Source organism: Oleiphilus sp. HI0067 (genome assembly GCF_001635735.1).
This window is the reverse complement of record NZ_LWFI01001155.1, coordinates 1-13,960: the sequence shown is the minus strand read 5'-3', so window position 1 is coordinate 13,960 and position 13,960 is coordinate 1. Positions and strand designations below refer to the sequence as shown.

Genomic DNA, 13,960 nt, shown 5'->3' with positions numbered 1-13,960 from the left:
ATCCAGCATGAGCAATGATTCAAATGCCACCAACCAGTCTTGGGGTGGTCGTTTTAACGAGCCAACAGACGCATTTGTCGCGGAATTCACCGCTTCGGTTCAGTTTGATCAACGTATGTACTTTCACGATATTCAAGGCTCGATTGCACATGCGACCATGCTTGCAAAAGTGGGTGTGTTGAGTGAGCAAGAACGTGATCAAATCATTCAAGGTTTGAGCGAAGTGCGCGCAGATATTGAAGCAGGCGAGTTTGAATGGTCGGTTGCGCTTGAAGATGTGCACATGAATATTGAAGCGAAGCTTACCGAGAAAATTGGTATTACAGGCAAGAAGCTTCATACAGGCCGTTCACGTAATGACCAGGTTGCGACAGATATTCGTTTGTATTTGCGCGATGAAATCGACTTTATTGCAAGTGAAATTACCCGTCTTCAACAGGGTATTGTTGGCTTGGCACAGCGTGAAGCTGAAACGATTATGCCAGGCTTTACGCATCTTCAAACTGCACAACCGGTTACGTTCGGGCATCACGTTATGGCCTGGAACGAAATGTTGCAACGCGATTATGAACGTTTGATGGACTGCCGTAAGCGTGTCAACATCATGCCGCTTGGTGCCGCGGCTTTGGCTGGCACAAGTTACCCTATCGATCGCGCTCTAACTGCTGAATTGCTTGGTTTTGAGCGTCCGAGCTATAACTCTCTTGATTCCGTGAGCGACCGTGATTTTGCGATTGAGTTTTGTTCATTTGCGAGCCTCTTGTTAATGCATTTGTCGCGCGCTTCCGAAGAACTCATTTTATGGGCCTCTGCGCAGTTTGACTTTATTGATTTGCCTGATCGTTTTTGCACGGGCTCTTCAATCATGCCGCAGAAGAAGAATCCAGATGTACCAGAACTTGTACGCGGTAAAAGTGGTCGCGTAACTGGGCATTTGATCTCTCTACTTATGCTTATGAAATCTCAGCCATTGGCCTACAACAAAGATAATCAAGAAGACAAAGAGCCTTTATTCGATGTGCTTGATACCGTAAAAGGATGTTTGCGTGCCTATGCTGACATGGTTCCAGCCTTGCAGGTTAAAGCGTCAAATATGCGCGATGCAGCGTTAAAAGGTTTTGCGACGGCAACTGATCTTGCAGATTACTTAGTGGTGAAAGGTATGCCTTTCCGCGACGCGCACGAAGTAGTGGGTAAAGCAGTTGCTTATGGTATTGAACAAGGCAAAGATCTCTCAGAGATGAGCTTAGAAGAGCTTCAACAGTTTAGTGACACAATCGTCGATGACGTATTTGATGTTCTCACCTTAGAAGGCTCGGTTAATGCGCGTAATCACATTGGTGGGACGGCGCCGGCACAAGTTCGTGAAGCCGTGAAGCGCGCTGAACAGGGACTTAGTACACGCTAAGAAGACTATGATTGGAACGGTTTTTGTTTGTTTCTGTATTTAAACGAAAACCGTTCTAATTGAGCCTGTTCATCGGCAGTATTTTGCCAAGTTTAAGTTTGCTATGCCGCTAAGTCTTCAGCGAAAAATTTCTGTCGATTACACCGACGGTGTTGATCGAAAATTACTCCGACACATTCGAGATCGCTTCTTGGGTGTGAATCAACGACGCTTGGAACGAACTTACGAGGGTTTAGGTTCTCGACAAGCTGATCTATTAAGAATTCTTCCTCTTTTATACCAAGTTAACCACCCCTTGTTACCCGGTTACGTGTCTCGCGATGCACCGCGTGGTGTGTCGGAGTTTGCACCAAGCAAAGAAGCTTTATCTATCGCGGCAGGTTTTAGTCGTACCTTTCGATTTAAACAAGATCGACGACACAAGGCGCAAATTCATTCTCTATTTATTATGGGTAGCACTGGCACCTTAGCGCACTCTGAGGCCAGTGACGTAGATGCATGGTTATGTATTGATGATCAGTTAACCCAGCAAGAACAAGACGTATTGAGTGAGAAGGCTAAACTCATCGACAAGTGGGCGAATGATGAAGGGCTCGAACTGCATACTTTTGTGATGTGTGCCTCTCGCTTCAAGCATGGCGTATCCGTGCCAAGCATGGATAAAGAGAGCAGCGGCTCTGCGCAACATGTCCTATTGCTCGATGAGTTTTATCGTACCGCGATATTGCTCGCTGGTCGTTATCCGCTTTGGTGGTTAGTGCCGCCGCGAATGGAGCAAGACTACGATCAAACCGCCGCAATGCTTCTTGAAAAACGCTTTATCAAAGAAACAGAGACTATCGACTTTGGTGGGTTATACGATATCCCGAAAAGTGAGTTGGTTGGGGCAGGCTTATGGCAGCTTTATAAGAGTTTAGAGTCGCCTTATAAATCGACATTGAAACTCATGTTGGCAGAGGTCTATGCCCGTGAGCTTCCTGATTTTCCAACGCTTGGGGTTGAGTTTAAACAAGCGATTTACGACGACGAACTAGACCTAGCCAGCCTTGATCCGTATTACCTGTTGTATCGCCGTTTAGAAAATTATTTACATCGTCAGAAGCAAGAGAATCGTCTAGATCTGATACGTAAAAGTTTTTATTTGAAGGTGAATAAAAAACTCTCGCGAACAGTGCGGAAAGTGTCTTGGCAGCGACAGTTTTTGCAGGAGCAAGTTAGTGCTTGGGGATGGACAAAGAATCAGTTGCGTCACTTGGATGAACGGCATACTTGGCGTGTAAATGAAGTGGCGACGGAGCGTCAAAGTTTGTTGGCAGAGTTGACCAACGCGTATCGCTTTTTAACTAATTACGCACGCGCAAATGCCATTAGTAGCTCCATCACGCAAACCGATATGAATCTACTCGGTCGTAAGTTATACGCGGTTTTTCAACGAAAAGCAGGCAAGATCGAAGCGATCAACTTAGGCATCAGTCCGAGCATGTGGGAAGAAAATCTCGCCTTGCATCATGCTTCTAGCCAAGAATTTCAGACCGATCCAAAGGCATGGCTTTTATACAAAGAGCTTGCCACACCGGCAGATGCAGCTTTTGCCCAGCCATTGAAAAAGAACAGTAGCTTGGTGGAATTGCTGGCCTGGCTTTACTTCAACGGCATTGTGAGTAGAGCAACGCGTTTGAGTCTAGTGCCGGGTGAGAGCGCGACCAGTATCCGAGATGTTCACAGCGTATTAGATTGTCTAGAGCAAGAATTTCCATTGCCGTTACCGACACCAGATCAATCGTGTTTTGAAACGGCTGCACGCATTCGACGCATTGTATTATTGATTAATATCGATGGGCCTGCCGAAGACGAGCAAGATCAGGCAGGGCAGCGAATCAGTGATCGTACAGATTCATTGTCCTACAGCTCGCAACAAGCCAATTTGGTTAAAACCATCGATCAGGTTGTACTGAACAGCTGGGGTGAAGTATCTGCCGTGCGTTATGAGGTAGGTGAGACTTTACTGCAGAACTTACAAGCTTATTTGTTGCTGTGTGCAGAGCAAGCAGGTGGGCCATTCGAATTGATCGTGCGCTGTTTTAGTTCGTTCAGAGCGAGAGCCATTGAAGACCGAGTGAAAGCATTATTTTATGAGGCTCGCTCTGTATTATTTGGCCCAGATCATCAAGTCCGTTCAGTTAGGTATATTATTGGTTTGGGCAAATCCTTCTATTTGATTCATGCAGCGAACACGCAATTTCGTTTTGAGCTGTTCGAAACTCAAGATGTACTCTTTGAACGTTTAAGGCGTGTTGAAGGCAGTTACTTGCCGATTAGGTTCGATAGCCATGCTCTTGAACACGAAACCGTTCTGAAAACAGCGCTCGCGATGAACGAGCCAGATTTAATTCAAGTCTTTTATGTCTATCAAGAGAACGAAATTGATCTGTATGTATTAGACGAGTTTGGGGGCTTGTTAAAGGGGAGCCTTCCACGCCAAGACGAGTCGATCATGCAGTCAGCGGTGTTCTCTTTCTTAAGTATCGTGCTAGATCGCAGACAATTGAGTATGGCGCATCATCATCACGGTGTTATGCCAACGGTTGCGCTGTATGCAGTGTCCGAGTCACAAGGTGATATTCATACACGGCGCATAAAGCGGATTGATTTGCTAGAGGCAGAGCCCGTTCACGCCTTCGCTAATTATGCAGGAGACACCTTGCATTATGATTTCCATGCGCTTGGTAAAGACTTCTCTTATACCGAATATGGTGATCAACAATTCGCCGCATTAACACATAGTTTTGAGCACTCTCGTACACGCGCGGGTGCGTATTTGAAACTCACTGATCTGAGTTTTCCCGCTGATCCTTTGGGTGTATTGCGCAGTGATGGCCAAGGCTTTGGTGTTCTTGATTACTTTAAAGTATTCATTGAATTTGAAACAGCTTTTGCCAAAGCTGTTAATTCCCAGCAGCGCACATCTTAGCGTTAGTCTTTGCTTGTACGACAAGCTATAATCGCCCCATCTTTGATGTCAGAAAATCTTTTTTGGAAATCGCCATGCGCCATATAAAGACCTTTGGTCTGCTTTTAGTTGTAAGCTCAGTGTTATTGGGCTGCGGACAAAAGGGCGCCTTGTATTTACCTGAAACAGAAGAACCTGCACAAGAGCAGTCATCTGACGCATAACTTGATTAGTAAAGGCGGCGAGCGATTTAATCGCTGAAATAGTATGGATTATTTTACTCTAAAAAATGGTCAGCTTTACGCTGAAAACGCATCCCTTCAAGACATTGCAGAGCAATACGGTACGCCAACGTATGTGTATTCACGTGCAGCATTTGAGCAGAGCTTTCTTGCTTATAAAAATGCATTCGGGGATCACGATCACCTTGTTTGCTACGCAGTAAAAGCGAATTCGAATCTCGCGGTATTGAGCATTCTTGCTCATTTAGGTGCAGGTTTTGACATCGTATCGATTGGCGAATTAAAGCGTGTGCTCGCGGCAGGTGCTGACGCATCGAAAGTTGTTTTTTCGGGTGTGGGTAAGCAAGCAGATGAAATGGCTGAAGCCCTAAAAGCGGGCGTTCACTGTTTCAATGTAGAGTCTGAGTCAGAGTTATATCAGCTTAACGAAGTTGCATCGGCTTTGGGCATGGTTGCGCCGATTTCTTTGCGTGTGAATCCAGACGTAGATGCGAAGACCCATCCCTATATTTCAACGGGTTTGAAAGATAATAAATTCGGCGTATCGATTGATGTCGCGCTTGATATTTATCAAGCAGCAGCCTCACTGGAAGGTATTCGTGTAACAGGGATTGATTGCCATATCGGTTCTCAGTTAACCGAAACTCAGCCATTCCTTGATGCACTAGATCGTGTGCTGTTGCTAGTCGATCAACTACAAGACAAAGGCATTACGCTAGAGCATCTCGATATCGGCGGTGGTCTTGGCGTGCGGTACTCGGATGAACAGCCTCCAGAAACGGCCTCTTATGTTCAAGAAGTACTTAAGAAAGTAGAAGGTCGTAACCTGACAATCGTCATGGAGCCGGGGCGTTCTATTGCCGCTAACTCAGGAATCTTGCTAACGCGTGTTGAATATTTGAAGCACAACGAAGAGAAAAACTTCGCGGTTGTTGATGCTGCTATGAACGATCTAATGCGTCCGTCGCTCTACAGTGCTTGGCAAGACATCGTGCCAGTGAGTCCTCGTACAAAGGGTGAAGCGAAGACCTATGATGTCGTTGGTCCTATCTGTGAGACGGGTGATTTTCTTGGTAAAGATCGTGCCTTAAATATCGCAGAAGGTGATTTGCTTGCAGTGTGTTCAGCAGGAGCATACGGCTTTGCAATGAGCTCGAATTATAATTCACGGAATCGCGCGGCAGAGCTAATCGTTGATAACGAGCGAGTGTTTGTTGGTCGAGAGCGCGAGACCTTTGAAGAGCAAATTCGTCTTGAGCATGTGTTTGAAGAGTAAGTCGCATGATTGTTGAATTCACTAAAATGCACGGCTTAGGCAACGACTTTGTTATTGTCGACATGATTAGCCAGCATGCGCATTTTCGAACAGAGCAGATCAAAAAGCTCGCCGATCGGCGCATGGGCATTGGCTTCGACCAAATGTTACTGGTTGAGCCACCAAGCAAGCCTGACATGGATTTTAAATATCGCATCTTCAATGCAGACGGTTCAGAAGTAGAACAGTGTGGCAATGGTGCGCGCTGTTTTGCTGTATTTGTTCGTGAGCAAGGCTTGACCGATAAGTCGGTGATCAAGGTTGAAACCTGTAATGCCGATATTGAGCTAACCATTCAAGAAGATGGTCGTGTTCGTGTCGATATGGGTGAGCCAGTATTGGAGCCCGCGCAAATTCCGTTTGAAGCAGATCAGCAAGCCAGCACTTATTCGCTGGCTGTCGAAGAAGCCTATTATGAGTTATCGGCCGTATCAATGGGTAATCCGCATGGCGTGATGCTTGTTGATGATGTTGCGACAGCAAATGTTGAAGAGCTGGGGCCTCAGTTAGAAAAACATACGCGCTTTCCAAGCAAAGCCAATATTGGGTTTATGGAAGTGGTCCATGCTCGCTTTATAAAGCTGCGTGTTTTTGAACGCGGTGCTGGTGAAACGCTCGCGTGTGGCACTGGCGCGTGTGCGGCAGTGGTGGCCGGGATTGAGCGTGGTCTTCTTGAAAGCCCTGTTGAAGTGAAGCTTCCTGGTGGTAATTTGATAATTGAATGGGCTGGGCGAGGCCATAACTTGATTATGGTTGGTCCTGCTGCAACGGTCTTCAAAGGACAAGTAAGAATCTAGCTACAGTGCTAGTCGAAGTGCCGCAATAAACGGGCACTTCTTTAATTGATAACAAACTAAGAACATAACAATGACAGAACAAACGATCGCTCCGGAACAGGCCGTCAGAGAAGAACAAGTTGTCGAATTTCTAAAACAATCTCCTGACTTTTTCGTTAAACATGAAGCACTACTACAAGAACTTACGTTCCCGCATGAAAGCGGGAAAGCAATCTCTTTAGGCGAGCGTCAGGTTCAAGTATTTCGTGAAGATCGTGACAAGTTGCGTGTTCAATTAAATGAACTAATTCAAGCGGCTACAGAAAACGACAAGCACTTTGAAACGAGCAAACGTTTATTGCTTGATATGCTTGATGTGAAAAGCATGGATGAGATCGAGTATGTGCTTCAGGCTGCCTTTAAAGAAGATGCGAATATCGATTTTGTGCGTATTGTGGTTTTCGCGGATAAGTCTGATTACCCAGCTTCAGAACTACATATCTTAAGTGAGCAAGATGCGCGTGATGCCTTAGGCACTTTGGTAGATAGCCAAAACGCGGTGTGTGGTCGTTTTACTGATAAGCAGCTAGCGTTCTTATATCAGAGCGAGGCGTCGCAAGTTGGTTCTGCTGCCGTGATTCCAATGCGAAATGGCCAGCTGTATGGCGTAATTAGTTTGGCAAGTACGAATCCGCAACATTTCGATTCATCAATGGGGTCTTTGTTTTTGTCCTATATCAGTGATTTTATTTCGCGTTTGTTGCCCGATTTATTGGCACGAGCACGTAGCAAAACACACGCAGAAAACGTCCCTTCTTTACTAGATTAATCAGATACCTATCTGAATGGCCACGTATTCTCAAAGCGTGGCTGTTTCAGCAGAAATTTGCCTGCCAAATTTCATTCTCCTGACTACACTCAAAAGATCGTTTTTAAAAAAGACCACTTTTACGATTGCGTTCAGGGGCAGTTGAATGAGCACGGCTCAAAATGGTGATGACAAGCAATGGCGTCAGCGCTATCTAAAACAAGTTGATGACAACGAAAACTTAAGCGAACGCTATCGTGAGCATGTTGAGTTGCTTCAGCGTATTGTCTCGCGTTTATGTTTAAGTGTTGATGAGTCGAACCCTGAATTTCATTCCGAAATCAGAGACCTACGCCGCAAGCTCAAAGGCGAGTTAAGTTCTTTGCCAAGTCTAGCTGAATCGCTAGCTGAGATTGATCGTCGTTTTTTAGCAGACCGATCAGATGAGCACTTGCGTGTCTCCTTGCCTGAATCAACAGGAACAAACCTCCATAAACCAAGTGTCTTTGAAAAAGGAAAGCATTGGGTTGAAGGGGTCTTCAATAAAATGAAAGGTCAGCATCATAGTGAAACGATCGAAACAAGAATTGAAGTTGTTCCTGATGATTTCATAGAGCTTCCGGGGGCCGCCAAACTCAAAGAAGTACTTGAGTCGACGCCCGGTTACGGCGCAATCGCGAGCAAAGTGGCTGATATTTTAAATGCATTGCTCAGCCAACTAAGCTACCCAGAAAGTGCGCAACAAGATCTACAAGCCTTGCGATTACGCATTGCTAGTCGAGTCAACTGGTATGAACTGCCTCCAACATTAGAAGATCTAAGTAATCTGATCATCGCGTCAATGGGGAAAGGCCAGCGTCAGTTTGATACCTTTTTGCATGAGTTGGATCAACAACTTCAGGTGATGACAGATTTCTTATCAGGGCATGATGAGAGAGATCAAACGTGGTTGGATTTGAGTAAACAACTTGAACAGAGCGTGAATGAAAAACGCATCGCGCTTGAATTGAATGCCGATGGGCAGCCTAACCCTGAACTTGAAAAGCAGTTAAAAGACTCGATTCGCGAGCACCTCGAAGACATTTCAGACATCGCCGTTGAATTCGTCAAACGCGGAGAAAAACTCAGCGCTGGTTTTCAGCCAGAGTTAGAGGCAGTGCAGCAAGGTGTTCAAAGTTTGTTGCTTGAACAAAAGAAGTTACGCTCTCAACTCGAAGAAGAGCGTCACTCAGCACTCGAAGATGTACTCACAGGATTGGCAAGCCGCGAAGCCTACGACGAGCGTTTAGAGTTCGAATATTTACGTTGGCAACGCTACAAAAAGCCGGTGGCACTTTGTGCGGCAGATATTGATCATTTCGATTCAATTAATGAACGCTATGGACATTTATCTGGTGATAGGACTCTGCAGATTATCGGTAAAGAACTTAAAGAGCGTATGCGCAAGACTGATTTTGTTGCGCGTTATGGCGGCGAGAAATTCATATTTATTCTGCCCGTTACGAAAATAGATGTTGCTGAGCAAGTGATGGAAAAGTTGCGTAAAACGATTATGTCGTTGCCACTTCATTTTAGAGCGCAGCGCGTTAAGTTAACCGTCTCATTTGGCTTGGTTGAGTTTCATGAGTGTGCGCATTTTTCAGAATTAAGCGTTAAAGCTGACCAAGCATTAGCGCAAGCAAAGAGACAAGGTCGAAATCAAGTATGCGTATGGCATGCAGAGGCCGATAAGAAGAATAGGGAAGAGTAAAGAGGTGGGCGATGTTCGAATTAACTTTCTACGGTGAGTTACAACCTGGTGCGGATTTAGACGACTGTAAAGCTAAGCTTGCGCAGTTATTTAAAGCTAATCCTGCACAGATCGAAAAGATGTTTTCAGGTCAACGTGTGGTGCTGAAAGGCAAGCTAGATCAAGCAACGGGTGATAAATATCTCGCTGCATTAAAAGCTCGTGGTGCAAAGTGTCAGCTTGAAAGCACAGATCAGCCAGCATCGTCTCCAGCTCCAGCTCCAGCTCCAGCTCCAGCTCCAGCTCCAGCTCCAGCTCCAGCTCCAGCTCCAGCTCCAGCTCCAGCTCCAGCTCCAGCTCCAGCAGCTGAACCTGAGTCTGAGTCTGAGTCTGAGTTACCTCTGCCAACGGTAGAAGAATCTGCACCTGCTGCACCCATGGTAGTAGAGAGTAAAAGTGGCTTGAATGTCGCGGGTGAAAAAGTGGATCAAATGCTATCGCATAGTGCATTAAGCCTAGACCCAGTAGGGGTAGATCTTGCCGAAAAAACCGAAGAGGTTCCCACTCCTGAGCTGAACGAATTAGATAATGTTTCGCTCGCACCGGCTGGTAGCGATCTTGGCCAAGAGAAAAAAGAAGAAGCAGCCGTCGTACCGGATATCAGCCATCTTTCGTTAAAGAGTGATTAAACCGCGTTATTCTTTTCATGATGTCATTGCCGCGCAGGCGGCACAAAAGCGCTTTAGCGCGTTGAACGACAAAAAGTCGGCCCGAAGGGTAAGCGAAGCGCATCATCTATTGTTTAAAGTGCAATGCATGGAGTTAGACAGAAGCGGACGTTCGATCCACGCAAAGTTCAATAAGTCCTTTGATTAAGCAATTTTTGATTAGCGTCTCTGCTCTTCGAGGTCTTAGCGTTCCGAGACTAGAATATCTAGATAGGCTTAATCTAAGAAGCTAGTGAATATTCGCGGCAAGGCAATACGAAAAAATAATGGTTAGTGACTATAAGAGAACCATATTTACCGTTAGCATACATCCGCATTCAGTATATGCATTTTTGTTTCAAGGAATTTCATGGACGAGCAGACGTTAAATGGTTTAACTGCGGCTTATGCAGCTGCCCCATCTCAAGAACTAGCAAAGATCATCGCTTTGGCTTACGCCGATAAAGGTGATATCGAGTTAGCAGAGTCCTTTTTTAAAGATCAATCTATGGTTTTGTCCGACGAGGAGGCCACTAAATTAGTAGATTGCTTTGTACGGCATAATGATCTAACCAGTCTAATAAAAATTTCTGAAGGAATTGATGTAGGTTCTTTGCTCCATATAGTAAATAAACTTAAGAATGAGGAGTGTCTCGATGAAGCGAAAGCAGTTTATGTTTCAGGGAAAATAAGGGATGCTTCAATTCGCTCGCAATCTCTCGATAAGTTTTTTGGAATTACAGAAGAGAAGGTCAAACTAAAAGTTGTCGAAAAATTAGACTTTGGCTCAGTTACTGAGCTGGCCCGACATCGAGAAGATTCTACTACGTTTGAGGATGTGGTTGGGCTCAGCCAAGTAAAAAAACAAGTTCACAAGAAAATTATTTTACCCTTTCAGAAACCTTCTTTGTTCCAGCGTTTCAAGAAGAAGGTGGGTGGCGGAGTTTTGCTCTATGGTCCACCTGGATGCGGCAAAACCCTTCTTGCTCGAGCAACGGCAGGGCAATGCAATGCTTCCTTTTTCAATGTCGAGATTTCAGATGTCCTTGATATGTATATTGGAGAGTCTGAGCAGAAACTTCATGCAATTTTCGAAAAAGCGCGTGCAGAAGCTCCAAGTGTTTTGTTCTTTGATGAGTTGGAAGCGCTTGCGGGTAAAAGGGAGCACGCTAGAAACAGTTCAACGAGCAACACCGTTAGTCAATTCTTAACTGAGCTGGATGGATTTTCGCAAAACAATGATGGAGTTTTAGTCCTCGCATCCACTAACGTGCCCTGGTCGATCGATTCCGCCTTTCTAAGGCCTGGTCGTTTTGATCGAATGTTCTTTGTGCCGCCACCTGATAAAGAAGCTAGGCAGTCGATTCTAGAGCACCATATGAAAGAAAGGCCATCATTGCCCGATATCGACTACAAAGGCTTAGCAACGAAAACACCTGGTTATTCAGGTGCAGACTTAGCTAATTTAGTGGATATGGCTGCAGATGAAGCAATCGAGGAGTCTATAGAGTCAGGTAAAGAGGTATCGATATCTTCAAATCATTTTAAAGAGGCATTGGGAGATAGCAGGGCTACCACGACGGAATGGTTAACAACTGCGCGCAATTATGCTCGTTACGCCAATGATGGCGGGCGATACGATGATGTTCTGGAGTTTTTGAAGAAGCATGGAAAGTAAGATGCAATCCTATCAGATAATTGATGAGCCCAAGCCTCGAGCTTATGAAAATTTGGTTGCAGATCCTTTGGCGATATTTTTCGTTTGTATGTTTGTTCCGTTTCTGTGGGTGCCTCCTTTACTTGGGAAATATTGGATACCGCCCGTTTGGTTGTTGCTGAATAGTTTCTTTATGGGTAGTCCAACCTTCAAGAAAGAACTATTAATCGTTGTGCTCGGGATTATAGGTTTATTCTCTTTGTTTTTTGGTTTTGGAGTACTAGCAAATCTAAATGGTCAAGAGGTGTTCAAAGAGCAGTTTGGGCCTTATTTGAGAGTGTTGGCGCAAGCTGGGTTCTTTTTTACGCTTTATCTATTAGTTAGTAAGCAAGCTAGGCCGTACGAAATTCATAAGTATCTGAAGGAACAGGCGGCAAACTAATGAATGATTACAAAATTGAAGCCGCATGGCGATACTACCATCAAGGATTGCATGATCTCGCAATTGATGCTCTGAAAGAGGTCCTGGCTGACGATCCGAGCGATGCCTTTGGACATGCGCTATTAGCGGCCAATCTTCTGTCAAAAGGTCGACTTCATGCTTCAGAATACGAGCTAAAAATTGCATTGGGAATAGACCCTAATATTAGCTTTTTTTATCTTGTATATGCGCGCATAAGCATAATTAAGAAAAAGCCCAAGATGGCAATTGAATACTGTGATCAAGCATTGGGTTTGGATATAGAAAGTACTGAAGCTCACTTGTTAAAAAGTGAAGTCTTAATGCAGCTTGGGAATAGGAAGGAAGCTCTGCAATGTATTCATTCAGCTGCGAACATAGACCCTGATTCTGCAAGAGTATCGATCGTATTTGGAGAATACTTTTTAGCTGTCGGCGAGCTTAAGAAAGCAAATGGCTATGCGTTAGAGGCTTTAGCTATGCATGCGCAGGATGAAGACGCAAACCTGTTGATGGGAAAAATAGCTCTAGCAAATGGGTGTATAGAAGATGCTGAATATCACGCAAAATTTGTGATTCTACATAATCCCAGTTCACGAGAAGCGCTGACCTTATTGGGAAACATCAAGATGAGGAAGAACTTTTTCCTGGGGTTTTGGTGGAGATTCAATTCCAAATTATCGGCATTAACACAGATCGAAGGGTGTCTCGTTCTAATTTTTGCTTACTTGCTATTTAATCTGTTATCTCTTGTTGTGGGTGATATTGGATATCCTAGAGCTTCCTTCTGGATATCTATTTCTTGGTTGTTGATAGTTGCGTATTCATGGATTGGTATTCCCTTCTACCAAAAAACTCTTAGAAAAGAACTTGAAACATTTTCTTTCAATAGAGAGTTCTAAGGCGAAGGTCTATATTTTGGGGGCTGTGAGCCCAAGTTGTATATAAATGGAAATTCGGATGTTTAAAAAAATAAGGGAAATCAGCGGGTTTGCTGATGTGGATTTATATTCAAAAAATAAAGAGATTAGTTTAGAGAAAAGGTCTTGGGCCTTTGGGATTGATTTGCTAGTTGTTGGCCTTTTATGGAGTTTTTGTTATCTCGTCGGCGGGGCCGTTATCGAAGCTGGTTATACGGATGCTACAGCGGACTACCTCATACCGTTATTTTACTTTTTGTTGCGAGATAGCTTGCCTAATGGTCAAAGCATAGGCAAAAAGTTGATGGATATTAGAGTTATGGACGTCGAAACCGGCTTTTCATGTGACCTTATTCAGTCTTTCTTCCGGAATAGTCTAGGAGTCACATTATTCGTTGTGGACATCTTATATACGCATAAACAGTTTGGTTCCAAAGTAGGTGATATTTGGTCTCGCACAATTGTCACGACAACCAGATGAATAAGCCAATAACATCTATTCTACTCACGCTTATATAGAACGTTGAAAATAAAAGTCAGTTAGATCTGTTCTATAAACAAGAGTGGTTAGTCATGCCTCCTAAATTGCGGAATAGTTAAAGTCGGCTCTTGTCTAATCCTTTCCTTATCAATACCTCTATTTTTCTCCAATCTCTCTATGCCACTGAATGTTTTGCTGATGCTGGAGCACAATCTTGATGTTGAAAGTTATTTGTTTAAGCGAGTTTTTTGGTAGCACCACAGTAGCACCTGAAGTACACATATTTGTTGGCCGTTACCAAACGCAAGGCAAAAAAAAGGGCTTCCTAAAAGGAAGCCCGAAAGTTTTATAACAACTAGTTATTTTTTAGGGAGTTTTCCCTGATTTTCTCTACATGCCTATTGTTTTAATTAGATAATAAAAACAATAGGTTAGGTTTATATTTGGGTTTCTTTAGATTACTATCGTTTTCTCTCTAGGGTAGCACCACGGTAGCACCAGATATGA

At 44.3% G+C, this 13,960-nt stretch carries 12 protein-coding genes; all 12 read left to right on the top strand.

What is annotated here, in order from left to right; translation table 11 throughout:
- Positions 1–7: 7 nt before the first annotated feature.
- The 12 genes from argH (at position 8) to A3739_RS16800 (ending at position 13,453) form a co-directional block, all read left to right on the top strand.
- Positions 8–1,408, top strand: a complete 1,401-nt coding sequence (argH, locus tag A3739_RS16855) for an argininosuccinate lyase (RefSeq protein ID WP_068474123.1) — start codon at positions 8–10, stop codon at positions 1,406–1,408.
- Positions 1,409–1,511: 103 nt separating this feature from the next.
- Positions 1,512–4,379 carry a class I adenylate cyclase gene (locus A3739_RS16850; RefSeq protein ID WP_068474126.1) on the top strand — a complete coding sequence of 956 codons (2,868 nt, stop codon included), beginning with the start codon at positions 1,512–1,514 and terminating at the stop codon, positions 4,377–4,379.
- Positions 4,380–4,453: 74 nt separating this feature from the next.
- The gene (locus A3739_RS28855; RefSeq protein ID WP_156502643.1) at positions 4,454–4,582 is read left to right on the top strand and encodes a lipoprotein; all 129 of its coding nucleotides are present in this window, start codon (positions 4,454–4,456) and stop codon (positions 4,580–4,582) included.
- A gap of 43 nt (positions 4,583–4,625) precedes the next feature.
- Positions 4,626–5,876 carry a diaminopimelate decarboxylase gene (lysA, locus tag A3739_RS16845; protein ID WP_068474128.1) on the top strand — a complete coding sequence of 417 codons (1,251 nt, stop codon included), beginning with the start codon at positions 4,626–4,628 and terminating at the stop codon, positions 5,874–5,876.
- Between the two features lie 5 nt (positions 5,877–5,881).
- Complete coding sequence (dapF, locus tag A3739_RS16840; RefSeq protein ID WP_068474130.1) at positions 5,882–6,712, top strand: diaminopimelate epimerase; 831 nt, start codon at positions 5,882–5,884, stop codon at positions 6,710–6,712.
- 70 nt (positions 6,713–6,782) lie between these two features.
- Positions 6,783–7,520: a DUF484 family protein gene (locus A3739_RS16835; protein WP_068474132.1), complete on the top strand. Its 738-nt coding sequence runs from the start codon at positions 6,783–6,785 to the stop codon at positions 7,518–7,520.
- 145 nt (positions 7,521–7,665) lie between these two features.
- Complete coding sequence (locus A3739_RS16830; RefSeq protein ID WP_068474134.1) at positions 7,666–9,249, top strand: diguanylate cyclase; 1,584 nt, start codon at positions 7,666–7,668, stop codon at positions 9,247–9,249.
- Positions 9,250–9,260: 11 nt separating this feature from the next.
- Positions 9,261–9,917, top strand: a complete 657-nt coding sequence (locus A3739_RS16825) for a hypothetical protein (protein ID WP_068502144.1) — start codon at positions 9,261–9,263, stop codon at positions 9,915–9,917.
- 388 nt (positions 9,918–10,305) lie between these two features.
- Positions 10,306–11,613 (top strand): 26S protease regulatory subunit, encoded by a 1,308-nt coding sequence (locus tag A3739_RS16815; protein ID WP_068474143.1) that lies wholly within the window; start codon positions 10,306–10,308, stop codon positions 11,611–11,613.
- Between the two features lies 1 nt (position 11,614).
- Positions 11,615–12,034, top strand: a complete 420-nt coding sequence (locus A3739_RS16810) for a hypothetical protein (RefSeq protein WP_156502642.1) — start codon at positions 11,615–11,617, stop codon at positions 12,032–12,034.
- Positions 12,034–12,954 (top strand): lipopolysaccharide assembly protein LapB, encoded by a 921-nt coding sequence (locus A3739_RS16805; RefSeq protein WP_068474150.1) that lies wholly within the window; start codon positions 12,034–12,036, stop codon positions 12,952–12,954. Before A3739_RS16810 ends, A3739_RS16805 begins: the two co-directional genes overlap by 1 nt.
- A 58-nt stretch (positions 12,955–13,012) precedes the next feature.
- Positions 13,013–13,453, top strand: a complete 441-nt coding sequence (locus tag A3739_RS16800) for an RDD family protein (RefSeq protein WP_068502141.1) — start codon at positions 13,013–13,015, stop codon at positions 13,451–13,453.
- Positions 13,454–13,960 lie beyond the last annotated feature (507 nt).